This is a genomic window from Bradyrhizobium sp. i1.15.2, from assembly GCF_040548425.1.
GTDB lineage: Bacteria > Pseudomonadota > Alphaproteobacteria > Rhizobiales > Xanthobacteraceae > Bradyrhizobium > Bradyrhizobium canariense.
On the sequence record NZ_JBEPRQ010000048.1, the window covers coordinates 1 to 26,270 of the forward strand.

General features: G+C 62.8%; 20 protein-coding genes. 9 read left to right on the forward strand and 11 right to left on the reverse strand.

What is annotated here, in order from left to right:
- Positions 1 to 1,943, reverse strand: a 1,943-nt coding sequence (locus ABIB80_RS37905) for a M10 family metallopeptidase C-terminal domain-containing protein (protein ID WP_354129482.1), incomplete at its 3' end; no start/stop codon positions are given.
- A gap of 199 nt (positions 1,944 to 2,142) precedes the next feature.
- On the opposite strand from ABIB80_RS37905, the gene ABIB80_RS37910 reads away from it, so the two are divergent.
- A complete protein-coding gene (locus ABIB80_RS37910) occupies positions 2,143 to 2,457 on the forward strand; it encodes a hypothetical protein (protein WP_354129483.1) in 315 nt (104 codons plus the stop codon).
- A gap of 133 nt (positions 2,458 to 2,590) precedes the next feature.
- Positions 2,591 to 3,784 carry a CaiB/BaiF CoA transferase family protein gene (locus ABIB80_RS37915; RefSeq protein WP_354129484.1) on the forward strand — a complete coding sequence of 398 codons (1,194 nt, stop codon included), beginning with the start codon at positions 2,591 to 2,593 and terminating at the stop codon, positions 3,782 to 3,784.
- 73 nt (positions 3,785 to 3,857) lie between these two features.
- Here the strand turns inward: ABIB80_RS37915 and ABIB80_RS37920 are convergent, their stop codons facing one another.
- From ABIB80_RS37920 to ABIB80_RS37935, 4 genes are all read right to left on the reverse strand, one after another.
- A complete protein-coding gene (locus tag ABIB80_RS37920; protein ID WP_354129485.1) occupies positions 3,858 to 4,667 on the reverse strand; it encodes an outer membrane protein in 810 nt (269 codons plus the stop codon).
- A gap of 152 nt (positions 4,668 to 4,819) precedes the next feature.
- The gene (locus ABIB80_RS37925; protein ID WP_354129486.1) at positions 4,820 to 6,346 is read right to left on the reverse strand and encodes a tripartite tricarboxylate transporter permease; all 1,527 of its coding nucleotides are present in this window, start codon (positions 6,344 to 6,346) and stop codon (positions 4,820 to 4,822) included.
- A gap of 11 nt (positions 6,347 to 6,357) precedes the next feature.
- Complete coding sequence (locus ABIB80_RS37930; RefSeq protein WP_354129487.1) at positions 6,358 to 6,900, reverse strand: tripartite tricarboxylate transporter TctB family protein; 543 nt, start codon at positions 6,898 to 6,900, stop codon at positions 6,358 to 6,360.
- A 168-nt stretch (positions 6,901 to 7,068) separates the two neighbouring features.
- Positions 7,069 to 8,043, reverse strand: coding sequence for a Bug family tripartite tricarboxylate transporter substrate binding protein (locus ABIB80_RS37935; protein WP_354129488.1), 975 nt, complete (start codon positions 8,041 to 8,043; stop codon positions 7,069 to 7,071).
- A gap of 521 nt (positions 8,044 to 8,564) precedes the next feature.
- On the opposite strand from ABIB80_RS37935, the gene ABIB80_RS37945 reads away from it, so the two are divergent.
- Positions 8,565 to 12,020, forward strand: coding sequence for an autotransporter domain-containing protein (locus ABIB80_RS37945; RefSeq protein WP_354129489.1), 3,456 nt, complete (start codon positions 8,565 to 8,567; stop codon positions 12,018 to 12,020).
- Here the strand turns inward: ABIB80_RS37945 and ABIB80_RS37950 are convergent.
- The 3 genes from ABIB80_RS37950 to ABIB80_RS37960 form a co-directional block, all read right to left on the reverse strand.
- Positions 12,004 to 12,171 carry a hypothetical protein gene (locus ABIB80_RS37950; protein ID WP_354129490.1) on the reverse strand — a complete coding sequence of 56 codons (168 nt, stop codon included), beginning with the start codon at positions 12,169 to 12,171 and terminating at the stop codon, positions 12,004 to 12,006. The genes ABIB80_RS37945 and ABIB80_RS37950 overlap by 17 nt on opposite strands.
- Before the next feature lie 127 nt (positions 12,172 to 12,298).
- On the reverse strand, positions 12,299 to 13,096 hold the full coding sequence (locus tag ABIB80_RS37955) for an enoyl-CoA hydratase/isomerase family protein (protein WP_354129491.1): 798 nt from the start codon (positions 13,094 to 13,096) through the stop codon (positions 12,299 to 12,301).
- Positions 13,097 to 13,140: 44 nt separating this feature from the next.
- Complete coding sequence (locus ABIB80_RS37960) at positions 13,141 to 14,340, reverse strand: pyridoxal-phosphate-dependent aminotransferase family protein (protein WP_354129492.1); 1,200 nt, start codon at positions 14,338 to 14,340, stop codon at positions 13,141 to 13,143.
- A 230-nt stretch (positions 14,341 to 14,570) separates the two neighbouring features.
- Between ABIB80_RS37960 and ABIB80_RS37965 the strand changes: the two genes are divergently transcribed.
- Entirely contained in the window at positions 14,571 to 17,582 is a 3,012-nt protein-coding gene (locus ABIB80_RS37965; protein WP_354129493.1) for an FAD-binding and (Fe-S)-binding domain-containing protein, read from the forward strand.
- On the forward strand, positions 17,575 to 18,003 hold the full coding sequence (locus ABIB80_RS37970; protein WP_007601896.1) for a GlcG/HbpS family heme-binding protein: 429 nt from the start codon (positions 17,575 to 17,577) through the stop codon (positions 18,001 to 18,003). Before ABIB80_RS37965 ends, ABIB80_RS37970 begins: the two co-directional genes overlap by 8 nt.
- On the opposite strand, the gene ABIB80_RS37975 is transcribed toward ABIB80_RS37970, so the two are convergent.
- On the reverse strand, positions 17,885 to 18,508 hold the full coding sequence (locus ABIB80_RS37975; protein WP_354129497.1) for a relaxase/mobilization nuclease domain-containing protein: 624 nt from the start codon (positions 18,506 to 18,508) through the stop codon (positions 17,885 to 17,887). The genes ABIB80_RS37970 and ABIB80_RS37975 overlap by 119 nt on opposite strands.
- A 1,126-nt stretch (positions 18,509 to 19,634) precedes the next feature.
- On the opposite strand from ABIB80_RS37975, the gene ABIB80_RS37980 reads away from it, so the two are divergent.
- The 4 genes from ABIB80_RS37980 (at position 19,635) to ABIB80_RS37995 (ending at position 23,589) form a co-directional block, all read left to right on the forward strand.
- Complete coding sequence (locus ABIB80_RS37980; RefSeq protein ID WP_219685685.1) at positions 19,635 to 19,835, forward strand: hypothetical protein; 201 nt, start codon at positions 19,635 to 19,637, stop codon at positions 19,833 to 19,835.
- Positions 19,836 to 21,158: 1,323 nt separating this feature from the next.
- Positions 21,159 to 21,776, forward strand: coding sequence for a lysozyme family protein (locus ABIB80_RS37985; protein ID WP_354129494.1), 618 nt, complete (start codon positions 21,159 to 21,161; stop codon positions 21,774 to 21,776).
- Positions 21,777 to 22,493: 717 nt separating this feature from the next.
- Positions 22,494 to 23,111, forward strand: coding sequence for a LabA-like NYN domain-containing protein (locus tag ABIB80_RS37990; protein WP_354129495.1), 618 nt, complete (start codon positions 22,494 to 22,496; stop codon positions 23,109 to 23,111).
- Between the two features lie 145 nt (positions 23,112 to 23,256).
- Positions 23,257 to 23,589 carry a hypothetical protein gene (locus ABIB80_RS37995; protein ID WP_007601852.1) on the forward strand — a complete coding sequence of 111 codons (333 nt, stop codon included), beginning with the start codon at positions 23,257 to 23,259 and terminating at the stop codon, positions 23,587 to 23,589.
- A 262-nt stretch (positions 23,590 to 23,851) separates the two neighbouring features.
- On the opposite strand, the gene ABIB80_RS38000 is transcribed toward ABIB80_RS37995, so the two are convergent.
- Positions 23,852 to 24,064, reverse strand: coding sequence for a hypothetical protein (locus tag ABIB80_RS38000; protein WP_007601850.1), 213 nt, complete (start codon positions 24,062 to 24,064; stop codon positions 23,852 to 23,854).
- Between the two features lie 1,050 nt (positions 24,065 to 25,114).
- Positions 25,115 to 25,432 carry a hypothetical protein gene (locus ABIB80_RS38005; RefSeq protein WP_354129496.1) on the reverse strand — a complete coding sequence of 106 codons (318 nt, stop codon included), beginning with the start codon at positions 25,430 to 25,432 and terminating at the stop codon, positions 25,115 to 25,117.
- Positions 25,433 to 26,270: the final 838 nt, after the last annotated feature.

Sequence of the window (26,270 nt, forward strand, 5' to 3'; positions counted from 1 at the left end):
ATGACGCCATCGCCGTTGAGGTCCTGGTGGAAGCGGCTCTCGGCTTGCTCAAGCGTGGCGCTGGTGCCTGACACCTGACCGGTGTTGGTGGCGAAGTTGCCGCTGCTGTCGGTCGTCCAGATCGTGAACTGATCGCTGCCCGGGTATTGCCAAGCGACCTCGTAACCGCTCGAGGTCTGCTCCACGGCTATCGGCGTCCAGCCGCCGGACTGGCCGGCCACCACGGGCGAGCCGGCGTATTTCAGCGCAGGTCCTGAGCCGCCGGCTACAGGATTCATGTAGAAATTGCTGCCGACCTGCACCAGGCTTGTGCTGCCGAACGCTTCGATGCTGGTCGTGGGGATGCCGATGACGCCATCGCCGTTGAGGTCCTGGTGGAAGCGGCTCTCGGCTTGCTCAAGCGTGGCGCTGGTGCCTGACACCTGACCGGTGTTGGTGGCGAAATTGCCGCTGCTGTCGGTCGTCCAGATCGTGAACTGATCACTGCCCGGGTATCGCCAAGCGACCTCGTAACCGCTCGAGATCTGCTCCACGGCGATCGGCGTCCAGCCGCCGGACTGGCCGGCCACCACCGGCGAGCCGGCGTATTTCAGCGCAGGTCCTGAGCCGCCGGCTACAGGATTCATGTAGAAATTGCTGCCGACCTGCACCAGGCTAATCGCGCCGACGGCCTCGATGGTGACCGGCGGGTTTACCGTAGTATCCGCAAACTGGAAGTTTTCGACTCCGGTCAGGGTATCGGTACCGTCCGGAGAGCCGGTGCGCTGGTCGGCAATGGTGAAGGTCTGGGTGGTGCCGTTATACAAAATTGAGTAGTTCGCCCTATTGCCCGAGTACACTGCGGTGTCGGTGCCAGCGCCGCCAATGATGGTGTCGTTACCGCCACCGCCGGTGATCGTGTCATTGCCAGCGCCGCCGTTCAGCGTGTTGGCGATGGCGTTGCCGATGATGGTGTCGTTGCCGGAGCCGCCGATGGCGTTGTCGATGTAGGAACGCGCGTCGTTGTTGTAGAGGTAGGAATTGTAGACGTTGCCCGACGCGTAATGGCCGTTTCCGAGATAGGCGAGTTGAACCGACGAGAACACGGACGACGTACCTGGATTGAGATTGATGCTCAAGTTCGTCGTATAGTTCGACAGGTCGTAGGTATCGACGCCGCCACCATCCCAGATCGTCTCGTAGACGCGATTGGCCGAGCCACCGGCACCGCCATTGTCGGCCGGCTGGCCAACGCCGTTGATGAACTCCTGCCCGGTGGTCGGGCTCCATGTATAGACGGTAGTCCCGCTCTGGGTCGTGTAGTTCGCGCCGTACATCGTCTGCAGCGCGAGGATATCGTTGGCCATATAGGTCTGCGGATATCCATAGGCTTCGTTGGTGTAGCCGCTCGTCGTCGAAGCACCGACATAGCTGCGATAGCTCATGACGGTGTATTCGCTGTCGTCATGCGCGCTCGGCACCGCGACATTGGCGGGGCCGCCCGTTTCCTGACTGTGCTTCAGGCCAAAGGCGTGTCCGAACTCGTGCAGCGCAGTCGTGAAATAGTAGTTGCCGAGCGCAGCCAGCGAATAGTTGTAGGCGGTTCCGAACCACACGTCGCCGCCGGACGCGTAGTTGCCGGGGTAATAGGCGTAGGATGTCGGATTGGCCGCCGGCGACTGCGCCACCATAATGTCGGCGCCGTTTGTCCCGGCGTACTGAATGCTGGCGTTGGTGTAGCCGAGGATCAGTCCAATCGCGTAATTGATCGCCGCCTGCATCTGACTCGGCGCCGAGGCAAAGCCCGACTTCGTCGGCTCACCGCTGCCGCCGCTGTAGGAACTGGCGTAGTCGCTTGCAGCGTCCGGAAAGCTGTAGGTAATCGCGCCGGTCCATTTATAGCCCGACAGCAGGCCGTCGATCTCGGCGTTGTTGGTCGCACTGACGTTGACTGCGGTGGCCAAGGGAATCTCCCAAGCGGCAAACCCCGTTCGATTCGGGGCGCGGGCAGGTGATTCTAGCTTGAGAGTTAAATCTTTGGTTTAATTTTGGCGAGGAGATCCTGACTCCGTCCATAATGCCGTGTTAGCCATCAGATCCCGTGTTCATACGGGCCAGGACAAGGATGTCGGTTTCCGGCTCACGGCGTTTTGCGGGTGAATCATGAAACCACGTTCTCTCTCGGCCGGTCTGTTCGGCGCCCTGGTGGCGCTGGCCGGGCCGGGCCATCTACCCTTCGGAGGACTGCCTGTCATGGTCGGAAAAGCCAATGCGGATGAGAGTGGCAAGGAAGGCGGCACAGCGGGGCGTGCCCCCTCCGTTCCATTGGCCCGCGACCCCTCCGCTGCGGTCGCGGAGGAGTACGAATCGGCCCGTCGCTTGGGAACGCGGGAGGCGTTCGAGCTGTTCATTGCGCGCCACGGTGATGACCCGCTGGCCGAGCGGGCGCGCGCCGAGCTGAAACAGCTGGCGCGCTGATCCTTCGCCGCGTCCCTCAGGCATTGCATTTCGACAGGCGGCATCCGCGCGGCCCAGACCTGCCGCGTGATGTCTTGCTGCATGGTCTTTCGGCACTATGGTAGGCCCGCAATCAGTCCCGGAGCCCATCAAGATGCCCTTTCCGCATGCCTCGGAAGCCCTGTCACGCTTCACCGTGCTCGATCTGACCCGCGTCCGGTCCGGACCCACCTGCGTGCGGCAGCTCGCGGACTGGGGCGCCAACGTGATCAAGATCGACGCGCTGACCGAGGATGCCGGCGGCGAGCAGCCAGGCGGCCCGCGGCAAGGGGCCGACTTCCAGAATCTGCACCGCAACAAGCGGGCGATGACGCTGAACCTGAAGGACGAGCGCGGGCTCGCCGTGTTCAAGCGCCTCGCCGCCAAGGCCGACGTTGTGGTCGAGAATTTCCGCCCCGACGTGAAGAAGAAGCTTTGTATCGATTATGAGGGCCTCGCCAGGATCAATCCCCGCATCGTCTATGGCAGCATCTCGGGCTTCGGCCAGGACGGGCCCTACCACAAGCGTCCGGGCTTCGATCAGATCGCGCAAGGCATGGGCGGGCTGATGTCGATCACCGGCGCGCCGGGCGAAGGCCCGATGCGGGTCGGCATTCCGGTCGCCGACCTCACCGCCGGCCTGTTCTGTGCCATGGGCATCCTCACCGCACTGCTGGAGCGCGAGGTCTCGGGCAAGGGCCAGTGGGTGCAGACCTCGCTGCTGCAGGCCCAGATCTTCATGCTCGACTTCCAGGCCGCGCGCTGGCTGATGGAGAAGGAAGTCGCCAAGCAGGCCGGCAACAATCACCCGACCAGCATTCCGACCGGCGTGTTCAAGACCTCGGACGGCTACATCAACATCGCCACCACGGGCGGCCGGATCTGGGAGCGCTGCGCGCAGGCGATCGGCGCGCCGGAACTCTACAGCCATCCCGACTATCTGACCGCGCCGGCCCGCTCCAAGAACCGCGACGCGCTCAATGCGGAGATCGAGAAGCGTACGTTGACGAAATCCACCGAGACCTGGGTCCGCGAACTCAACGAGGCCGGCGTGCCCTGCGGGCCGATCTACGCCATCGACCAGATGTTCGAAGACGAGCAGGTCAAGCATCTCGGCATTGCGCAGGAGGTGCCGAATGACGAGGGTCGCGACATCCGTCTGGTCGGCCAGCCCGTGACGCTGTCGCGCACGCCGAGCAGGATGGTGGCGCGGCCGCCGGAATTCGGCGAGCAGACCGACGAAGTGCTGAAGGAGTTCGGCTTCGGCGCGGGCGAGATTGCCAAGCTCAGGGACGCCAAAGTGGTGTGAACGTCTCACACCGGGCGAACGACAAAGCCCGGCGCGAGGCCGGGCTTTGCTTCTCGTTGATGCCTTCGAGTTCTCAGTACTTCGCAACCACCGGACCACCAAACTGGTAGTTGATGCCGGCACGCAAGATGTGATCGCGGAAGCGGACGTCGATGTCGTTCCCTGTTCCGCTGAAGAAGGTCTTGGTGCCGAGATCGACGTAGAGATACTCCAGCTTCGCGGACCAGTTGGGGGTAAACTTCTTTTCCAGGCCTGCGCCGAGGGTCCAACCCACCCGGGTCTGGCGTTCCGACGCAGTCGGACCGGTGGCGGACACGGGAGCGCCGATCGGCGTGTTGCCGTCGAACAACTGAATGGTGACCGCCGGCGTGCTGGCGAACTTGACCTCACCGACCGCCAGACCGCCCGTGGCGTAGAGCAGCAGGCTCGGGTCGATCAGGAAGCCCCCGCGTGCACGGAAGGTCGCGAACCAGGGGAAATCGGTGCTGGTGGCGGAGGACGCCGTGACGCCGAACACGCCAATGCGGAGCGTTCCCAGCCCATTGTTCGATCGACCGCGTTCGCCAGTGCCCTGAATGTCGGCCTCGACGCCGACGACCCACTTCCGGTCCACCTGCCAATTGTAGCCAATCTGGGCCCCGCCGAGGCCGCCATCGACGTTCTGCTTGACAGTGGCCGCACCTGCAAAGGGCGCGCCGATCAACGCGGTCTCGTTCGCCCGACCCCAGCTATAGCCGCCGTTCAACCCGGCGTAGAATCCGGTCCAATTATAGCCGGGATCGACGATCGGCGGCGCTTTCACATACGGCTTGGCCGCGAGATCGGCAGCCATCGCGTTCGTCGCGAGCAACGATAGCGCCGCTGTCACTACAATCAGCTTCATGAAATTCCCCCTGCGATAAAAAGCAAAATCTAGTCGCAGAGTATCCTAGAACGTAAAACCCCGGCTGTCGCAGGGCGGCAACATCTGGAAACAATCGCCAGGCGTCAGCGGCTGGGCTGCGGCGACACAACAAAACTAAGCACTGATCTAATTCAACTTTTCGTTGTGCCGCCGTTTTGTCCCGCCGCCGTCCAACCGAGACGGCCGAGCAAGCCGTCGATCACAGGCCAAAACAGCAGCACGATCGCCAGCGTCGTGATCGAGCCCACCAGGCCGTTCGACCAAAACACCTTGAGGTCGCCGCCGGCCCCGATCATCGACAGGCGGAAGGCGTCCTCGGCTCGGTTACCGAGCACGAGCGCCAGCGTGAACGGCGCGAGCGGAATGCCGATCTTCTTGAAGACGTAGCCGACGACGCCGAAGCCGAGCATCAGCCAGATGTCGAACATCGCGTTCTGGATCGCATAGGCGCCGATCGCGCAGGACACCACGATCATCGGCGCCACCGCGGCGAACGGCACGCGCAGGATCGAGGCGAAGATCGGCACTGTCGTCAGCACCAGCACAAGGCCGACGACATTGCCGAGATACATCGAGGCGATCAGGCCCCAGACGAAGTCCTTGTGCTCGACGAACAGCAGCGGTCCGGGATTGAGCCCCCACACCATCAACCCGCCGAGCAGGATCGCGGCGGTGCCCGAGCCGGGGATGCCGAGCGCCAGCATCGGCAGCAGCGCCGCGGTGCCGGAGGCATGCGCCGCCGTCTCGGGCGCGAACACGCCCTCGATCCGGCCCTTGCCGAAGCTCTCGGGATCCTTCGAGAAACGCTTGGCGAGATTGTAGCCCATGAAAGAGGCTGCGATCGCGCCGCCCGGAGTAATGCCGAGCCAGCAGCCGATGAAGGAGGAGCGCAGCAGCGTCACCCAGTATTTCGGCAGGTCCTTCCAAACGCTCAGCACGACGCGCAGCGAAATGCTTGCTGCGTGTCCGCGCAACGCGAGGCGCTCCTCCATCGTCAGCAGAATCTCGCTGATGCCGAACAGGCCGATGACGGCGACGAGGAAGTTGATGCCGCGGAGCAGCTCGGACGAGCCGAAGGTCATGCGCAGATTGCCTGACACCGTGTCCATGCCGATGCCGGCGAGCAACAGCCCCAGCGACATCGAGATGACGGTCTTGTGCTTGGCCTCGCGCCCCAGCCCGACGAAGGAGCAGAAGGTCAGCAAATACACGGCGAAGAACTCGGGCGGGCCGAACTTCAGCGCAAAGGACGAGATCATCGGGGCGAGGAAGGTGATCAGGAGCACCGCGACCAGCGAGCCGATGAAGGAGGACGTGAACGCCGCCGTCAGCGCCTCGGCCGCCCTGCCCTGCTGCGCCATCGGATAGCCGTCGAAGGTGGTCGCGACCGACCAGGCTTCGCCGGGGATGTTGAACAGGATCGAGGTGATCGCGCCGCCGAACAGCGCGCCCCAATAGATGCAGGACAGCATTACGATCGCCGAGGTCGGATCCATCGTGAAGGTGAGCGGCAACAGGATCGCGACGCCGTTGGGTCCGCCGAGTCCGGGCAAGACCCCGACGAAGATGCCGAGCACCAGCCCGACCATCATCAGCACGAGCGTCTTCCACGTCAGCAAGACCGCGAAGCCGTGAAGCAACAGACCGAAAGCTTCCATCGCGGGCCCGCCTAGTAGCCGAAGGCCGCTTCGAGCGGCCCTTTCGGCATGATGACGTCGAAAGCGATGTCGAAGGTAACGAACATGATCGCCGTGAATACGATAGCGGTGAGCAGCGACTTCCACAGCGCGATCTTGCCGACGAGGCGCATGAAGCTGGCGATCAGCAGGAAGCTCGCGACATAGAGACCGAGAAACTGCGTCGCCAGGCAGAACAGCAGCGTCGGCACGAACACCGCCATGACGCGGCGGGCCTGCGCGCGCGTGACGAAGGTTTCGGGTGCCGCGCGGTGCGCGACCAGCGCCACGATCAGGCCGTAGAGGCTGGCACCACCGAGAATGACGGAGAGGTAGAACGGGAAATAGCCGGGCTCCGGCCCGGTCGAATCCCAGGAGGCGCCGGTGCGCCAATTGTCGTAGCCGAGCGTGGCGGCCAGCGCGAGCAACAGGAGACAGACGAATATCTCGATCGTGCCGGAGGAGACGACGGAAGGCGAGTCGTCTGCGGGCGCAGTCGGATCGTCGACGACGATTTCAAGATCGGTTTGGGGCATGAGCCGTTTGGGACGGAGTAAGTTCAATTCCCCCTCTCCCCGCTTGCGGGGAGAGGGTTGGGGTGAGGGGGAGTCTCAACGGGGACGGTGAGAGTTGGAGTTGCGGAGAGAGCCCCTCACCCCAACCCTCTCCCCGTAAGAACGGGGAGAGGGAGAAGGGAGAAGAGGCTACTTCGCGACGAACCCGGCTTCCGTCATCAGCGACTTGTTGACTGCATCATCCTCCTCGAGGAATTGCACCATGTCCTTGCCGGTGAGGAAGATCGGCTTCAACGCCTGTTTTTCCATGTAGTCCTTGTATTCCGCGGTCTGCGTCACCTTGTGGAACAGCTCGACATAGAACGCCTGCTGTTCCGCGGTGACCTTGCCGGGCAGGAACATCGCGCGCAGCATCAGATACTGCACATCGACACCCTCCTCCTTGCAGGTCGGGATGTCGGCCCAGGACTGCGTCTCCGTCACCTTGCTGGTGTAGGAGATTCGCTCCTTGTCGAACACGCAGAGCGGACGCACCTGGCCCGCGCGCCAGACCTCGAGATTTTCGGATGGATTGTTGACGTTGGATTCGGTGTGGTTGCCGACGAGTTGGGTCGCGGCCTCGCCGCCGGACTTGTAGGGCAAATAGGAGAATTTCGCGCCGGTCTTCTGCTCGAGGAACACGGTCAGCACGTGATCCTCGCGCTTCGAGCCGGTGCCGCCCATCTTGAACGGCGCGCCTGCCGCCTTCGCGGCGGCGACGAACTCCTTCACCGTCTTGGGACCCGCGCTGTTGTCCCACAGCACGAACTGGTCGAGCGCGATCACCGAAACCGGGGTCAGCTCACGCCAGTTGAACGGGATCTTTGCCGACAGCGGCAACATGTAGATCAGCGAATAGGCGATCAGCACCTTGTTGGGGTCGCCCTCACTGGATTTCATGTACATCAGCGCTTCGGCGCCGGAAGCTCCGCCCTTGAGCGAGACCACGATCGGCTGCTTCATCAGATTGTTCTTCTGGATGGCGGCCTGCATCATCCGCGCCATCTGGTCGGAGGCGCCGCCCGCGCCTGCCGCCACCACGATCTCGACCGGTTTGGTCGGCTCCCACCCAGCCAAGGCCGGCGCGCTCAACGATAGCACTGCTGCGACGCCAACAGCTTTCATTAGGATTCGCACGAGTTTCGTCCCCTGGATTGTTGGCTTTGTTTGCCAGGAATTTATCGATGCATTGTGCGGACTAACGCGGGCGAGTTCAAGCACACAGGCATCCGCTGTCACTGACTTTCGAATGATGAAGCCAAGCCGGAGATTCGCTACTTGCCCTTCCAGTTCAGCGTGCGCCAGTTGAGGAAGGCGTCCATTCCCACGCGGAAATCTTCGCTTATAGGGGCTTCGAGGATCAGGTCCTCGCCATCCTCGCGCGCGACCGCGGGCGGCGGATATGGCGCACCGCTTCACCGGCAGCTTCCCCCGCGTGAGCGCATGGCGAGCGACACGGATATGTTGCCTAATGGCCACGATGGCTGAAAATGCAAAGCGGAACAGGCCAGAACCCGGCGCGAATGGATAGCCGTTCATTGCAGGCTGTTGCGGCGCCATGAGATCATGTCGCAGGGTATAGGGGCATCAGTACGTGCCCGGGTTGCATGCTCGCGATAATTTCATTGCTGATTTGAGAAGATTAGATGGCCGAACCGATGGCAGGTGGGCGGATCGGATACGGGCTGCGATCCGTCGTGCGCCACTCCTTGGCGACCCTGTTGGCGACCACTGCGCTCGGCGTCGTCGCCGCGCATGCCGTCGACAGCACCTGGGCCGGCGGCACCAGCGACTGGACGAATGGCACGAACTGGTCAACCAACCCGGTCGTGCCGGACGGGACCGCAACGTTCACCAACACCGGAAGCACAGCGGTCGACAACAATAACGGTGTCGTCGTCATTGGCACCGTCCAGTTCACGAGCATCGCCCAGGCCTACTCCATCACGATCGGCAAGCCGTTCACCGTCAACGCGACAGGCATTGTCAACAATTCCGGGACGACGCAGAATTTCGAAGTCACCTCCGGCAACAATCTGGTGTTCCAGAACGGCAGCACCGCGCGCGGCGGCGTCGGGGCTGGAGCCGTCATCATCACGAACGACGCCGGCGGCCAGATCGATTTCTTCACCAGCGCTTCGGCCGGCAGCGCCACGATCAACAACCTCGCTTCGGCGACGCTGAACTTCCACAACACCACCACCGCCGCCACTTCGACCATCGCCAACGACGGAACGGTGAACTTCGACGGCTCCAGCACGGGCGGCAGCGCGCGTTTCGTTAACAATGCCGGAGGCACGGTCGATATTTCCGGCCTGACCAGCGGCGGGATGACCGCGGGCTCGATCGAAGGCGCCGGCAATTACGTGCTCGGCGCCAAGACCCTCACCACAGGCAGCCTCAACACCTCGACCCAGGTCGACGGCGTGATCTCCGGCATCGGCGGCGGACTGACCAAGGTCGGCACCGGCACGATGACGCTGACCGGCCTCAACAGCTACACCGGCGCGACGACGATCTCGGCGGGGACGCTTGCGATCTCCGGCTTCGGCAGCATCGCGAGCTCCAGCATCGTCACGGTGAACGCGACGTTCGATATCTCGGCAGTGACCCCGTCATCCGCCGCGATCACGACACTCGCCGGCAGCTCGAGCGGCGTCGTCAACATGGGCGGCAACGGGCTGTTCATCACCAACGGCTCGACCGAGTTCGCGGGCGTGATCCAGGGCACCACCGGTGGATTTGACGTCGCTGGCGGAACGCAGACCCTCTCCGGTGTGAACACTTACGCCAATGCCACACAGATCGATGCCGGCGCGACGTTGGCGCTGAAAGGCGGCGGATCGATCGCGAACTCGGCGAGCGTCACGTTCACGCCAGGCGCAGGCGGCACGTTCGACATCTCGCAAACAACCTCCGGCACGTCGGTGAACGCTCTGTTCTCCTTGACCGCTGGCGGCATCGTCGCACTTGGATCGAAGACACTGACAATCACCAGTGGCAGCTTCTTCGGCGGCGTCATTCAGGATGGCGGCATTGCGGGCGGCACCGGTGGCAACGTCGTGATCGCCAACGGCGCCACCCAGCAGCTCTACGGCACCAACGCCTATACCGGCACCACGACCATCGCGAGCGGCGGCGAGCTCGATCTCATCAATTTCGGCGGCAGCGATGGCAGCATCGCGACCTCGAGCAATGTCGTCGCCGACGGCTTCTTCGACATCTCGGCCCTGAGCACGGGAACCTCGATCAAGTCGCTGGCGGGCTCCGGTAACGTCAACATCGGGGCCAACACACTGACGATCACCAACGGCATCGGCAATTTTGCGGGCGTCATCGACGACGGCGGCGCGGGTGGCGGCCTCACGCTGACCGGTGGCACGCAGGCACTGTCCGGCGCCAACACCTATACCGGCGCCACCACGATCAACGGCGGCAAACTCGTCGTGGACGGCTCGATCCTGAGCCCGATCACCGTCAATGCCGGCGGCACACTCGCCGGCGGCGGTACGCTGACCGGCCAGGGCCTCGTCGGCAATGTCACCGTCAATGGTGGTACGCTCGCGCCCGGCAGCAGCACGAACTCGTTCGCACCGCTAACGATCAACGGCCCCCTCAGCTTCACGGCGGCCTCGATCTATCTCGTGCAGATCTCCTCCGGCAATGCCAGCCTGGCCAATGTCAACGGCGCGGCCACGCTCGGCAACGCGACGGTGAGCGCGATGTTCGCCTCGGGCACGATCAAGAAGCAGTACACGATCCTGTCCGCGACCGGCGGTTTCGGCGGCACCTCCTTCAACGCAGCCGTCCTCTCCAACGTGCCGACGATCAACGCGTCGCTGAGCTACGGCACCAACAATGTGTTCCTCAACATCGGCGTCAACTTCGCGCCGAGCGGGGGCGGCCTCACCGTCAACCAGCAAAACGTTGCGAACACGCTGACCAACTTCTTCAACTCGACCGGCGGCATTCCGGCAGCCTTCGCTGCGCTGACGCCGGCCGGACTGACCACGGCCTCGGGCGAACTCGGCACCGGCATCATCCAGTCCGCGATCAATGCCGACGGGCAATTTCTCAATCTGATGCTCGACCCGACCGTCATCGGCCGCTCGGGCGGTTTCGCCAAGGCGGGCCGCGTGGCGCAATTCGCCGCGAGCGACGACGCGGCCGCCTATGCGTCCATGCGCCCGGCCAACGCGCGCGAGCGCGAGGCTTATGCGATGGCGACCAAGGCACCGCTGCTCGTCTCGCAGCCGGCCAGCCGCTGGAGCCTCTGGACCGCCGGCTATGGCGGCTCGGCACAAGTCGGCGGCAATGCGCCGGTCGGCTCGCAAGACCTGACCGCACGGGCCTGGGGCGGCGCGGCCGGTGCCGACTACAGGGTTTCGGTCGACACGCTGGTCGGCTTCGCGCTCGGCGGCGGTGGACTGAGCTACTCGCTCGCCAACGCGATGGGTTCGGGCTCGGCAGACCTGTTCCAGGCCGGCGTCTACGGCCGGCACAATTTCGGGCCGGCCTATATCTCCGCCGCGCTCGCTTATGGCTGGCACGACGTCACCACCAACCGCACCGTGGCGCCCGGCGGCTTCGACCAGCTGCAGGGCCGCTTCAAGGCCGACACCTTCTCGTCCCGCTTCGAGGGCGGCTACCGCTTCGCGACGCCGATGATCGGCCTCACCCCCTATGCGGCGGCACAGGTGACGAACTTCAACCTGCCCAACTACTCCGAAGTCAGCCTCAATGGCGGCGGGCTGTTCGCGTTGAACTATGCCTCGCAATCGCTGACTGACCCCCGCTCCGAGCTCGGCCTGCGCACCGACAAATCGTACGCGATGCAGAACGGCGTGCTAACGCTGCGCGGTCGCGCCGCCTGGGCGCACGATTACAATCCGGGCCGCGCCGTCACCGCGCTATTCCAGACCCTGCCGGGCACCAGCTTCGTCGTGAACGGCGCCCGGGTCGATGCCGACTCCGCGCTCGTCAGCGCCAGCGCCGAGATGAAATGGCTGAGCGGCTTCTCGATCGCCGGCACCTTCGACGGCGAGTTCTCCGGCAACGTCACCAGCTATGCCGGCAAGGGCGTGTTCAAATACGCTTGGTGAGCCGACGTCGTGAGTTGACGAGGCCCCCTACTTCCCGCCTGCCATTGGCCGGAGACGCCCAGATCACCCTGACGCGGCCGGTTGCCACATCACTCAGCGCCGTGGTCTGCGGCACCTGGACGTCCAGCTGGTCGACGAACAAGAACGGCATGCCTGCTTCGCCTAAAGGGAAACGGCATGCCTGCTTCGCCTAAAGGGAGAAGCGCGCAATTGTGATTCCGACAGGCGGAACCACTTGAATTGAATAGTTGCACGGCGCAATCGGCAGAGGACGCGCGCTACTTGCCCTTCCAGTTCGGCGTGCGCTTGTTGAGGAAGGCGTCCATTCCCTCGCGGAAATCTTCGCTCATATAGGCCTTAAGGATCAGATCCTCGCCTTCTTCGCGCGAGAGCGTGCGGCGGATGCGGCGCACTGCCTCCTTGGTCGCTTCAAGCGTCAGCGGGGCGTGGCTCGCCACGAGCCTGGCGGTTTCGTCGGCGCGGCGCTGCAGCGTCTCGACATCAGGGACGATCTCGTTGAGGAGGCCGAGCGCCAGAGCTTCCGGCGCCTCGACGAGGCGCGCCTTGAAGATCAGATCCTTGGTGCGGGCGGGGCCGACCAGCGAGACGACGCGGCTGATGTTCGACATCGACAGGCAGTTGCCGAGCGTGCGCGCGATCGGAAAGCCGATGCGCGTCGCTTCAGTCCCGATGCGGAGGTCGCAGCAGGCCGCAATTCCGGCGCCGCCACCGGTGCATGCCCCCGCGATCGCCGCGATCACGGGCACGCGGCACTGCTCCAGCGTGCCGAGCACGCGGTCGATCCTCGCTTCATAGTCGAGTGCGTCCTGCGCGGTTTTGAACGCACGGAATTGAGAAATGTCGGTGCCGGAGGCAAACGCCTTGTCGCCAGTGCCGGTCAGGATCAGCGCCTTGATCGAGCGGTCGGTGTTGATCTCCTGGCAGATCTCCGCCATGCGCTCGTACATGGCGAAGGTCAGTGCGTTGCGCGCCTGCGGGCGGTTGAAGGTGATCCGCGCGATGCCGTCCGTGACGGAGTAGAGCAGGTCTTCGTTGGCGGTCGTCGGTGCGTTCATCGCGCGCTCTCTTTTCTCGAAGTTGGCTCAGGCAACCTGGGCCTTCAGGCCACCTGAGCTTTGGTCATCGGCACCGCGTCGCGTCCCTTCAGGACGTCCATAGCCGCCAACACGCCGCCGCTCCGGTGCGGGATCTTTGCAAGATCGAGGCCCATCTCGACGCCGGCGAGCGTCCCCATCAGCATCAGGTCGTTGAAATGGCCGATATGGCCGATGCGGAACACCTTGCCCTTGACCTTGTTCAGGCCAGTGCCTAGCGACATGTCGAAGTTTTCCAGCACCACCTTGCGGAAGGCATCGGCGTCATGGCCATCAGGCACGCGCACGCCGGTCAGCGCCGGCGAATGCGCGGCAGGATCGGCGCACTGCGTCTCCAGGCCCCAGACCTTGATCGCGGCGCGCGTCGCCGCGCTGTGGCGCTTGTGGCGGGTCCAGACGTTCTCGAGCCCCTCCTCTTCCAGCATCTTGATCGCCTCGCGCAGGCCGTAGAGCAAATTGGTGGCCGGCGTATAGGGGAAGGTGCCGAGCTTGTTGAAGCCGATGACCTCCTGCCAGTCCCAATAGGAGCGCATGCCGGGGTTGGCCTTGGCCACCGCGAGCGCCTTCTCCGAGACGGCGTTGAAGCCGAGGCCCGGCGGCAGCATCAGGCCCTTCTGTGAGCCAGCGACCGAGACGTCGATGCCCCAGGCATCGTGCTCGTACTCCATCGAGCCGAGGCCGGAGATGGTGTCGACCATCAACAGCGCCGGATGCTTGACCCGGTCGAGCAGCTTGCGTACCTCCAGCGGCGGCGTCACGCAGCCGGTCGAGGTCTCATTGTGGACGACGCAGACCGCCTTGATCGTGTGCTGCTTGTCGGCGGCAAGGCGCTTCTCGATCTCGGCGAGATCGGCACCATGGCGCCAGTCGCTCGGGATGAAGTCGACGTCGAGCTTGAACTTGTCGGCGATGCCGCGCCACAGCACAGCGAACTGGCCGGTCTCGCACATCAACACCTTGTCGCCGGGGGCGAGCACGTTGACCATCGCAGCTTCCCAAGCGCCGGTGCCGGACGAGGGGAAGATGATCACGGGCTGCTTGGTGCGGAACACCCGCTGCATGCCGGTGAGGACGGCGAAACCGAGCTCTGCGAACTCCGGACCGCGGTGATCCAGCGTCGGCATGTCCATCGCCCGCAGCACCCGGTCGGGCACGTTGGTCGGTCCTGGAATCTGGAGAAAATGCCTTCCAGTGTGCACGGTCATCGGCGTCCTTCCCGGTCTTTGAGTCTGTCTTTTGCGTCTGTCTTGGCTTTGAGCTCAACTTGACTTCGAGCCCTTTGGCCTCAAGGGGTGCGCAAGCCGCTCGAATATCACTATTCGCCGGGCTTGTCCCTCGCCCGGCGGGGTCCGTCAATGCACAAGAAGCAGGGCTCGCCTTGCCAAGGGCCGTGACCGAAGGCAAGACGGGGGCGGCGAACAGGCAAGAGCGGACCATGGCGGCGGAAGTGCCCGGGAAATCACAGGAATCGGCCAAAAAGGACGGCATCGCGGCCCGTCTGGCCCGGGAAGTGACCGGCGACGTCCTGTTCGACGCTTTCAGCCGGGGCCGCTACGCCACGGACGCTTCCTTCTACCAGATCGTGCCCACTGGCGTAGTGGTGCCGCGCACCATGGACGAGGCCTTGCGGGCGCTGGCGATCGCGCGCGACGAGGGACTGAAGGTGACCCCGCGCGGCGGCGGCACCTCGCAATGCGGCCAGACCGTCAATGACGGTCTCGTGGTCGATCTCTCGAAGCACCTGAACCGGATCCTGTCGCTCGACGTCGAAGGGCGCACCTGCGTTGTCGAGCCCGGCATCGTGCTCGACGACCTCAACCGCCGGCTGAAAAAGCACGGCCTCTGGTTTCCGGTCGACGTCTCCACGGCCTCGCGCGCCACCATCGGCGGCATGGCGGGCAACAATTCCTGCGGCGGGCGTAGCCTGCGCTACGGCACCATGCGCGACAACACGCTGTCGATGGACGCCGCGCTCGCCGACGGCACGCTGAGCCGCTTCGGCGAGGTGTCGCGCGATCTCTCCGATCTCGATGCGAACGACAGCGCACGCGCCCTGTTCCGCGACATGCTCGATCTCGGCGCCCGCGAGGCCGGGGAGATCGCCGCACGCTTCCCAAAGGTGCAGCGTCGTGTCGGCGGCTACAATCTCGATGCGCTGGTGCCGCGCAATGCGCGCAACAACATGGCGCATCTGCTGGTGGGTTCCGAAGGCACGCTGGCGTTCACCACCAAGGTCGAGCTGAAGCTGTGGCCTGTCATCCGCAACAAGGTGCTCGGCATCTGCCATTTCGGCAGCTTCTACGAGGCGATGGACGCGGCTCAGCATCTGGTCAAGCTGAAGCCGATCGCGGTCGAGCTGGTTGACCGCACCATGCTCGCGCTCGGCCGTGACATCGCGATGTTCCGGCCGATCATCTCCGCCGCGATCAAGGGTGATCCGGATGCGGTGCTGGTGGTCGAGTTCGCCGAGGAGGACCAGGCGGACAATTTCGTGCGCCTGAAGCAGCTCGGCGAGCTGATGGGCGATCTCGGCTTCGCTTGGAACAACGACAAGCGCAAATGGGGCGGCGTGGTGGAAATCACCGAGCCCGCGCTCCAGAGCGGGATCGCCGATTTCCGCGCCGCCGGCCTCAACGTCATGATGTCGATGAAGCAGGAGGGAAAGCCGGTCTCTTTCGTCGAAGACTGCGCCGTGCCGCTGCCGCATCTCGCCGACTACACCGCGCGGCTGGGCGAGGTGTTTGCCAAGCACGGCACCAGCGGCACGATGTATGCTCACGCCTCCGAAGGCTGCCTGCATGTGCGGCCCGTGCTGAATTTGAAGCTGGAGAAGGATGTCAAGGCGATGCGGGCCATCGCCGAGGAAGCCTTCGAACTGGTGCGCGAATACAAGGGCTCGCATTCCGGAGAGCACGGCGACGGCCTGGTGCGCTCCGAATTCCACGCAACCATGTTCGGCGAGCGCTTGGTCGCCGACTTCAGGGAAGTGAAGCAGCGCTTCGATCCCGATGGCGTGCTCAATCCCGGCAAGATCGTCGACGCCCCCAGGATGGACGACCGCTCGCTGTTTCGCTTCAAACCGGACTATCGCGTCGCTGAGCTCAAGACAAAACTCGACTGGTCCGCTTATCCCGGGGCCGGCGGCGGTTTTCAGGGCGCGGTCGAGATGTGCAACAACAACGGCGCCTGCCGCAAGCTCGAGGGCGGCGTGATGTGTCCGTCCTACCGGACGACGCGCAACGAGAAGGACGTGACGCGAGGCCGCGCCAACACGCTGCGCCTCGCAATCTCCGGCCAGCTTGGCGCGGGCGCACTCGCCTCCGACGAGATGATGGAGACGTTGAAGCTTTGCGTGTCTTGCAAGGCCTGCCGCCACGAATGCCCAACCGGCGTCGACATGGCCAAGATGAAGATCGAGGTGCTGGCCGCGCGCGCGGCCTCGCATGGCCTGACCTTGCGCGACCGCCTGGTCGGCTACCTCCCACGCTATGCCGGCCTCGCGTCGCGCTTCGCGCCGCTGGCGAATTTGCGCAACCGCAGCCCGCTGCTGCGAAGGCTGTTCGAGCGTTTTGCCGACATCAGCGCGCGGCGGGCGCTGCCCGCCTTCCGCAGCGACGTGTTCGCGCCGCCTGCCGAAGCGGTCGGGCCGGAGACTGGCCGCGAGGTCGTGCTGTTCGCCGATACCTTCAACCGCATCTATGAGCGCGAAAATCTCGACGCCGCGTTGCGCGTGCTCGCAGCCGGCGGCTATCGCGTGCATCTGCCGAAACCCGCAAGCGGCGGCCGTCCGCTATGCTGCGGCCGCACCTTCCTGTCGGCGGGCCTTGTCGACGAAGCCAGGTCCGAGCTCGATCGTCTGGTCGCTGCGTTCGCCTCCTTTGCCGGGCGCGGCGTCCCGATCGTCGGGCTTGAGCCGAGCTGCCTTTTGACGCTGCGCGACGAACTCGCCTCGCTGCGCCAGGACGATGAGGCCAAGGCGGTCGGCGCCCACGCGTTGACATTCGAGGAATTCCTGGTGCGCGAAGCCGAGGCCGGCCGGCTACAACTGCCGCTCGGCACTGTCGCCGACAAGGCCGTGGTGCACGGCCATTGCCATCAAAAATCCTTCGGCGCCTTCAAGCCGGTCGAGCAGGTGCTACGCCTCATTCCCAGCCTGAAGGTCGAGACCGTTGAGTCGAGCTGCTGCGGCATGGCCGGCGCCTTCGGTTATGGCGCGGACACCTACGATGCCTCGATCGAGATGGCCGAGCTGTCGCTATTGCCCGCCGTGCGCCGTGCGGAGCAGGCGACGCTGATTGTTGCCGACGGCACCTCCTGCCGGCACCAGATCCACGACGGCGCCCAGCGCGAGGCGCTTCACGTCGCGCGCGTGCTCGCGATGAGCCTCGATCGTGCGAAGACCCAATCCACAACCACTCCCATTGCAAAGGAAACCAGTCATGGCTGACCTCACCCTCGACACCGCCCGCAAGATCCTCGATGCCGCCTTCGCGAAATCCACCGAGCTGAAGCTGAAGCCGCTCGTCGTCACCATCCTCGACGCACGCGGGGTGCTCAAGATCGCCGCGGCGCAGGACGGCACCAGCCTGATGCGCGCCGAGATCGCGCACGGCAAGGCCTATGGCGCGCTCGCATTGGGCATGGGCTCGCGCGCTCTCTTCCAGCGCGCGCAGGAGCAGGCCTATTTCATCGACGCCATGAACACCATGGCCAAGGGCGCGCTGGTGCCGGTCCCCGGCGGCGTGCTGATCATGGACGGCACGACGCTGCTCGGCGCCGTCGGCGTCTCCGGCGACACCTCGGACAATGACGAGGCGTGTGCCGTGGCGGGCATCCAGGCTGCGGGGTTGAAGGCGAACGCGGGATAGTGATCGTCCACGCACGCAGAGCTCCTGCTCCAGAGCGCTGCAGCTCGGCGGCATAATCAAGATATCGCCGCCGGATCACATCCTGACGTGACTTGATCTGTTCGTCCCAAGAGTGTTTGGCGCTCCTTCCGCTCTTCACTTCCGAAAGCACCTCGTTGCGGGCACGCCGATCGACATCGGGCGTGATCTTTCTCTTGCGCATAGCGAGGACCGCCCCGCGCGCGGCCTTTCGAACTCGTCCGCGGGTTCGCCGCGGCGTTGCCTCCGCCGCGATCCCGCGAAGCCGAAGTTCGCCAGCAAAACGTTCTCGCCAGGCCTGAAGGTCCGCGTTACGGGGATTAAGGCGCTTTCCGTCATGGCCGAGGGATCGAACGGTCAAGTGCACGTGAGGATGCTTGTCATCGAGGTGCTGGACGAAGACGTAGTCATGATTATAGCCAAACGTTTCGATGGCAAATGCCCGGGCTGAATCCTTGACGGCGATGGCGTCGGTACCAGCCGGCATCGACACAATAATATTCACCGAAAGCGATCCGTCGCGGCGACGCTTATGGTCTAGACGGGCATCATCCACCCACCGTTGCTGCAGGTCTTTCCGGAACGACCTGCCAGGGCCGCGCCCTGCTCTGTTTCGCCATCCAGCTCACCGTTGCGGGTGATGTAGGCAAGGTGCGACTTGAGATGCGCGGGCCCCCAATCGCCGCTGGGGCCGCTCTATTTGCACTCGCTGAGCGATGGCCGCAGGTTGTTGTGCCAAAGCTTCGAACCTGACGCCCTTCCGCATGCGCGCGGATTGACCAAGGGAAAGAGGGCCGTCTGAGGCGGCCTTCCGTTGACGAGGGCGAGCACCACCGCCCGATGAGTTAGCGAGGACTTTGGCGTAGCCTCGCGGTCGTAATCTCGGCAAATCAAACAGGTGGACCACCATAGGTCCCGACTCCTGCCTGACCAGTTCAGACCTGAATCGCAGAGTGCGCGCCCCGGAATTTACCGATCGATGCGACTTGGATGCTGGTTCATGCCCACTCTCCGAAGAAGAAGAAGAAGAAGAAAGAGAGTGGCTTCCCGTTATTGCGACCGACTATCAAAAGATAGAAAACTACGACACCCAAAAATTCGTAAGGGGTCAACGGTGACATCGGCTGACGCCAAGTTGCGTCGATCTCAAGTGAACGTGCAGCCGAGCCGTTGCGAGGTGCGCTGCGGGTCAAAACGCGAAGCGCAGAGCGCGAGCAGGTCTAGTCGGCCATTCTTACTGAACAGGCAGTCAGCGAAAGATGTAGCTACATCGCCAACGGGCCCGGTGCATCGCCGCCCACGACGACGTGTCGGCGCTGCCGTGCACGAGCAACCAACGGGGCGAATCCGTGAAGACGGCGGCGGCCGCTTGCCGCTCGATGCCCCCAATCAACAACATCCGAAACACATCGTGACTGAAATAATTGCATACGCAGCAATTTGACGGCGGCCGGGGCTTGCTTCAGTTCGTTCCGTATCCGGAACGAACTGAAGGAAAGTCGCTGGCGTTGCAGATTTACAACCCGCACAGCGGACCGAAATACTAAGCTCGGCCATTGAGACAACCGAAACATATTCCATTCTTAGTTCAATATGGTCAGCGGGGGCGAACGATGTTTGATGTCTATCGCAATGACAAGCGCGGCTTGCTCGTTCTAAGTACAGGCTCGGCCGTACCTACGCTTTGCTCTGCACATACCTGGCGAAAGAGCAGAAAACGAGTTCTCAAGGTTAGCAACGAAATCAAGTCAGCCGTTCAGGCACAAGGCTATTACATCCGCAGCCTGCGGGCCACTAAGGAACGAATGATCTAGGTCAAGTAGCTCGGCGGCCGGTGTTCCCCATTTGCAAATCTCTATGACACGGCAGAAGCCAGTCCGCCATTATCGCGCTTCGTCAACTGTCGACACCCGCGCATCGGTGATAGCGAACTTATTTTCGCCATCTAGACGAAATTAGCGCTAAAATCTCCGACACCGGGGCTGGCCCGATATTGTACTTGTCCATTTTGACCCGGCTTTTTGACCACGCGCGGGCCGCAGCGAGTTTTCCTCGCTGCGGCCTTCGTGCTTTTCCACTGCGTGGGCCGGGGCCTCGCTTAGAAGTTTCAGATAACCTGCCGACGGTTTGCAGTGATCGCTCACGATTCCGTAGCTCACCCTCACGTCCTGCCAAGCTGCTGAAGTCCTCCACGGCGGAAATGTACGTCCGTCCGCCGTCCCCCTTGCTGGGTTGAACCAACTCACAGACGCACACCTCCCGCTGCAAAATGCAGTCGCGAACTTGCCAGGGAGTAGTGAGGACGAGACGGCGTCGAGCTGGCGTTCGGTGACAGCCGCCAGCGCCACATCGAGTTGACTATCCCCTTCACTCGGCCAGTTCGCATGCCCCGCGTTAACCCTGTCTTTGATCTTCTCCCATAGCAGCGCTTCCCAGGTTCACCTCTGCCACTAAGCGGCCTTATTGGACCTTTGCAATCGTTCTTGATTTTTGGAGCTCATTTCTAAGAGGATTTGAGTGAGGTTTCTCGTTCGGAGAGCGTGAAATCAGATGAGGGTGGCTCTCTTCCTAGTTGGCCTCGGTACACTCGCCGTGATGGAGCTCGAGGCGCCGCCGCGCATCACAGAGCCTGCGAACGAGCCGCCGGCTCTGGCAACCGTCGGATTACGTCCCTCACACGATACACTGACCAAGGCAGACCGGCTCGAAATTCCGCCATTCGAAGCGCCACCGCAGCCACTTTCCTCGCGCGAACTAAAGAATCCGTCGGACCACATTCCGATCGTTGCACGAGCACATTCGAAGATCATCGAGCAGGAGGGTAACGCAAGCGGAAAATCCGCGATCATGCTGCCCAGACCTCGGCCCCGGCACGGAATTTCCAAGGCAAGCGCGGGCGCCAGTCGCGCCAAACCGGTCGCGGAGGCGAAGCCGTGCCTGTCAGGTGCCTTCGATGGCGTCTTGAAAGCATTGAACCTGCAGACGCGATGCCAGACCTAGCGCACGGATACCTCTGCGTTGGAACGACAGCCGACCCGCGGCTCCCGCCGCATGTGTCAGGGCAAATACGCCGTGCCGAGGAAATCCGACCGCCTCGCCCCGACGAGCGTGGATCCGTTGTCACCGCGCGGAAGTGGTTGTCCGCGGAATCCATCACGCTCGTTTTTGGAGTGGCAATCGGCCTGGCTTTCGTCGCGAGTTTCGTCCTGGTTCGCGATGCTCAGTTGAAGGGGAGCTCGATCGACAGGGCGGCTGCCAAGGCGCTGGTCGAGCGAATTATCATAGCCGAGTCCAACGGTGACCCGAATGCAAGGAACAAGCGGTCGAGCGCCACTGGCGCCGCCCAGTTTCTCGATGATACGTGGCTCGAAGCCGTTCGAAGGCACCGACGCGATCTGATCAAGGGCCGCAGCGACAAGGAAGTCTTGGACTTGCGCGGAGATGCTGAGCTTACGCGCGAGGTTGCCGCACGGCTGGTCGAGCAACATGCCGCGATGCTGACCAAGCGCGGTCTGCCGGCCACGCCCGGTTCTCTCTACCTCGCCCATTTCGCGGGACCGGCGGGAGCCGTGGCGCTATTTTCCGGCGCAGAAACTGCAGATGCTGCTTCAGTTATGGCCGCCGCTGACATGACGGGTCGAACCACACGCGAAAAGCTGGTCAACGCGAACGCGTTCCTCAAGGCGATGACCGTCGGCGATATTAAGAACTGGGCCGATCGCAAAATGGCAGTAGTCACTCGGCCTGGCCGTTAGCGGCTCAGATAATTACGCGATTTTGGGGTCGCGAAGCTCTCGGCTGGAAGCCAGCTCGGTAGCCGATCCATAGCGTTCAGGACGGCGCTCCTCCTGGCGTCGAACCTTGCGCGCAACAGGAGCGGGAGCGCCTCCGGCGCCGGCGCGGCTGCGGCTGCACCCTACCGGCACCGTGCCAACACGCCGGCATGTCGCATTGCAGCTGGTCGACGCCAAACGGGGGAACCCATCGGGCAGCGCCCCCGCTGAGCTCCGTTGCTACGGCGACCGAAGAACCCTTACCGCATCCCAGTGTAAACGAGTCCGAAAGTCATGTAAGGCGCCGACGCAACTTTGATCTCCTTCGGATCGAGATAAGGAGCGGTCAGCAGCAACTGGAAGATGGCCCGAGCAGCCATGTATTGCGCTGCGGGGCCGGCTTCTCTCGCTCCCGACTAACAGAACGTTTCCGCATGGACCTGAAACAGACCACCGCCCGCCGCGGCCGCGCCGGTGGATCCAAAGATCAAACAGGGCAAAATCGCCGGCAGGCATGGCGTGAGCACCATGGAGATAAGCACCTGGAATTAGACAGCATACATTACAAATCCGACACACCAACTTTCGGCTATTGTCAGAGTTCGAGCCCGGGTCGAAAATAGTTGAAGCTTAAAACATAGTCTGTACTCTAAGATCTTCGCTACCGATCTCTGCTGTTTCACGGAAAGCGTGAACTGAATGTCACCAATCCCGACTGACAAGATCGCGCTCTTCATCGATGGAGCCAATCTCTACGCGACGGCGAAAACTCTGGGCTTCGACATCGATTACAAGCGTCTGCTGAAGGAGTTTCAGAGCCGCGGGACGCTACTTAGAGCGTTCTACTACACCGCGATCATCGAGGATCAGGAATACTCCTCGATCCGGCCGCTGATCGACTGGCTCGACTACAACGGCTACACCGTGGTCACCAAGGCGACCAAGGAGTTCATCGACGCCTCCGGCCGCCGCAAGGTCAAGGGCAACATGGACATCGAGCTCGCCGTGAACGCCATGGAGCTCGCCGAGCACATCGACCAGATGGTGCTGTTCTCGGGCGACGGCGACTTCCGCTCTCTGGTCGAGGCCGTTCAGCGCCGCGGCGTGCGGGTCACCGTGATTTCCACGATCGCGAGCCAGCCGCCGATGATCGCCGACGAGCTGCGCCGCCAGGCCGACGTCTTCACCGACCTCGTCGAGCTGCAGTCCAAACTCGGCCGCGACCCGTCCGAACGCCCGGCCCCGCGTGATCGTGAAGCGCGTGGACACATGCCAAAATTCTTGCAGGAGCCGAAGGGAAATGACCCACACGACTAGACCCTGAAGGCGGCGCCCGCATTCCGCAAGCGCGGCTCGCGGTGGGCATGTTTGTCGCTTGAGATATGTTGGCGTCGGCTCGTTGTCGCTTGCATGAAAAGGGCGGCATCCGGCATTATGTTTTTGCTGGCGAGGCGAACCTGCTGTGACTCTGAAGAACCCCGACGCTATTGCCGTGATCCTGACCGCCCTCCGGCTTTCTCACGGCGACGAAGCTGCACGAGCCATGCTGGTCGGCGGCATGAGCCTGGCCGCGCTGATAGAGACGATGTTCTCCGCACCGATCGGGCGACGCGATGCCGTTCACAACATCGCACGTGCGTTGGACGACTTCGCCCTTTCGCCGGAACTCGGTCCGGTCTGGCACCTTCGCTACGTTTACGAAAGTCATGGCTCGTTTCGCGTCGTCGATATGGAGATTGCGACGCCAACCGGCACGCTGTCCAGTAAAGACGTTTGGCTTCGTCTGCCCGTCTAGCTATCTCGCCACCTCTGCGATGTGGCCGGTGCTGTCGACGATTGGCGAGCGCGCGGTGCTTTCCTTGACGTAGGTCTTGATCTTTCCGGTCGGCACCTCCTTGGATCTGCGAGTAGCCTGCGGCGCGAAGCTTAGCGATGATCTTCTCAGACGTCAGGCAGAGCGCGGACGAACATGACCAAACCACCATGAGGGCAGCCTGACGAAAGATCGCAGCACTTGCCCTCCCTGCGCGCTCGCCGCCATCGGATGGCGCCTTAGCTTAACCGCCGACCGGCCCCGACAACGTCTCCAAGCCGGCCTCGATTGCCTCGATGTCCTGCTCGATCTGCGCAATCGACAACCTGCAGTCAAAGCCCGCCCAGGCTTTCAGGTCTCCGGCAAGGCGCCGGCGGTGCATCCTCAGCTCCTCAAGCGACTGGCGGTCTTTCAGACTCGCGTAGCCGTCCACAATCAACTCAATCGCACTCGACATGACGCTACTCCACAAAAACAATTCGGATCTAATCGGATGAGCTTAGTGCAAGCCGAAAGGCTGGCGCAACTTCTACGCTGGCTTCTACACCCAGGCCCTTTTGACTGCAGGGCCCAACCAAGCTTTCGGCAAAATAGGTCAAGATCGTTGACGAGTTGGCAAGGGAGTGGACGCAGTCCTGAGGCAGTGAGCCTGAGGCAGTGAGCCTGACGTATTGAAATCCGCAATTTACCGGTGGTAGTGTTCCACTTTTGCTACTCGCGCTATTTGCTCTGACGCCATCCTGATAGTGCTTTTTTGTGCTGGGGAGGACATTTATGCGAGGCTCTCGCGCAATCGTTTACGCCGAACGACTTAGCGAACTCACTTCTCAGCTCTCAGAATTGGAATATCTTCGAGGCCTGGTCGAAGAAGCAGAGCGCCGCGCTCGCGGTGTGCCCCCATTACGCTTGACACATCCTCCTTCGCGCCGCCTTCGAACTCGTAAACCGGGCGCCATGTCTGTCCGCCTCCGTCGCCACGCGCCACTAGCGCGGAATGCAGGAGCTCTCAGGCCCCCTGACAACGACAACCAAGTCGATCGGACTTTGCTAGAGCCATTCCCCGACGGATGGTGGGCTTCCTCCTAAAGCCACTAGAAGCGCTGACTCGACGAAGAGAGCGATCCAATGCTGGCGGCCCACCCACCCTGAGGAGCAGACGGGTAGCCACCATTCCAGCCCGCGGGTGCCGAGGCTGGTCCGGCCGCACCTATCAATTCTGGACCACCCTTCGCCAAACTCCTGCAACCTGCAACGGCGAGAGTGAGACAGGGAAGACGGTCAGCACGACCTGTGCGGGCTTGAGGTGAGCAACTGCAAAAGCGAATATCACTTGTCGGCGAGAACACCGGCGTCAAGCGGAGGTCATTTCCTAAAGATTGGTTTCAACACCTCAGGAATTGCGATGACGAAAAACGACACCGTGTTCGACACGATGCGACCTGATCCAAACGGACGGAGACAATGGGCCGGCCGACTGGGGACGCGCGAGGCAATAAAACGGGATGGCCTAGAGCTCGACCCTGGCTCGCTCGTTTACTGTCCCCACGAGTGGATCAATGCCGCCGGCTACGTTGACCTCGAACTGGTCCGCAAATACCCGCTGATGTTCGCGGTCTAAAGTCGTGACGAACCAGAGCCGACGCGCAAGCGATCCGCCGTCCGACGAACCAGCGACTCGACGGCTGCTAAGCCGAGCGGTAAAACGCAGGCGTCCAAAGCCGCCCGTGGCACCTGTGCCGTTCGGCACTGAAACAGATCCCAACCACGAATTTTCCCGGGTCGAACCGGAGGCCGTTTGGTTCTTCGTCTTCTTGCCGATCTTCATGCTGCTCTATTCGATCGTCGAGAAAATGCACGTGAGATAGCAAAGAGCTAAAGGGTCCTGGTCAGAAGAAACCAAAATGCGCGTGCTCGCAATGTTTCTCATCCTCGGAATATGCATCGCTTCGCCAGCGGCCGGACGTCGGCGGTGGGCGACACCTCACATCTGAGCCTCCCGCCATCCACCTGCGCAGCCCCGGTCGAGTGCACCGGCAGGGGCTGGTTGGCTCGAGGGCCGCTAGGCTGGACCGCGGCACGCCCGGGATAACAACTCAGTGAATGAAACTGTCAGCTAGACCCGCGAAGCACCCTGGAAAAAGACCGAGCCGACTTTTGTCCGCGCGACTTAAGTGGAGATGTCAAATGCTGACACTCAAAGTGATTGTAGCTGCTCTGGCCGCGGGATTTCTGATTTCGGTTTATTCCGGAGACTTCGGCGCCGATATCGTTCTCGCTATTGCCACGTGCCTTCCGTAGTTGTGCGCGATTGCGGAGTCGCGGCCCGACGCGTCCTAGTCCGGTATGATGCGCCGGGCCTAACCATTCCCTGCTTTCCCCGTAAGGTTTGGCTGAGTCAGAATAGTGCGATTCTACAAGCGGCTGATACGTCTGCGTCTTTGTGCAGCGCTCCTTGCGCTTCGCAGCAAAAGGCCATACCCGCGGCCACACGTTCGACGGACGCGATATACCTCCCAAGCTCGGTCGCGATCTCGACCCTCCTTTGATCATTTTGATCAGCGTCTGTACGGCGGATTCAAACGGTCGTCGCAACACCAGGAGTTTGGAGGTTGCGATGAACGTTGTAAGGCGCAGATCGGCGCGGTCAGGACGAGCCCCATTGC

Coding starts and splice junctions, on each gene's coding strand:
- ABIB80_RS37945 (WP_354129489.1), top strand. CDS start 8,565: ATGGCCGAACCGATGGCAGGTGGGCGGATCGGATACGGGCTGCGATCC.
- ABIB80_RS37955 (WP_354129491.1), bottom strand. CDS start 13,096: ATGAACGCACCGACGACCGCCAACGAAGACCTGCTCTACTCCGTCACG.
- ABIB80_RS37935 (WP_354129488.1), bottom strand. CDS start 8,043: ATGAAAGCTGTTGGCGTCGCAGCAGTGCTATCGTTGAGCGCGCCGGCC.
- ABIB80_RS37910 (WP_354129483.1), top strand. CDS start 2,143: ATGAAACCACGTTCTCTCTCGGCCGGTCTGTTCGGCGCCCTGGTGGCG.
- ABIB80_RS37990 (WP_354129495.1), top strand. CDS start 22,494: ATGTCACCAATCCCGACTGACAAGATCGCGCTCTTCATCGATGGAGCC.
- ABIB80_RS38000 (WP_007601850.1), bottom strand. CDS start 24,064: ATGTCGAGTGCGATTGAGTTGATTGTGGACGGCTACGCGAGTCTGAAA.
- ABIB80_RS37925 (WP_354129486.1), bottom strand. CDS start 6,346: ATGGAAGCTTTCGGTCTGTTGCTTCACGGCTTCGCGGTCTTGCTGACG.
- ABIB80_RS37965 (WP_354129493.1), top strand. CDS start 14,571: ATGGCGGCGGAAGTGCCCGGGAAATCACAGGAATCGGCCAAAAAGGAC.
- ABIB80_RS37950 (WP_354129490.1), bottom strand. CDS start 12,171: ATGCCGTTCTTGTTCGTCGACCAGCTGGACGTCCAGGTGCCGCAGACC.
- ABIB80_RS37980 (WP_219685685.1), top strand. CDS start 19,635: ATGTTTGATGTCTATCGCAATGACAAGCGCGGCTTGCTCGTTCTAAGT.
- ABIB80_RS37960 (WP_354129492.1), bottom strand. CDS start 14,340: ATGACCGTGCACACTGGAAGGCATTTTCTCCAGATTCCAGGACCGACC.
- ABIB80_RS37920 (WP_354129485.1), bottom strand. CDS start 4,667: ATGAAGCTGATTGTAGTGACAGCGGCGCTATCGTTGCTCGCGACGAAC.
- ABIB80_RS37975 (WP_354129497.1), bottom strand. CDS start 18,508: ATGCCGGCTGGTACCGACGCCATCGCCGTCAAGGATTCAGCCCGGGCA.
- ABIB80_RS38005 (WP_354129496.1), bottom strand. CDS start 25,432: ATGAAGATCGGCAAGAAGACGAAGAACCAAACGGCCTCCGGTTCGACC.
- ABIB80_RS37970 (WP_007601896.1), top strand. CDS start 17,575: ATGGCTGACCTCACCCTCGACACCGCCCGCAAGATCCTCGATGCCGCC.
- ABIB80_RS37930 (WP_354129487.1), bottom strand. CDS start 6,900: ATGCCCCAAACCGATCTTGAAATCGTCGTCGACGATCCGACTGCGCCC.
- ABIB80_RS37915 (WP_354129484.1), top strand. CDS start 2,591: ATGCCCTTTCCGCATGCCTCGGAAGCCCTGTCACGCTTCACCGTGCTC.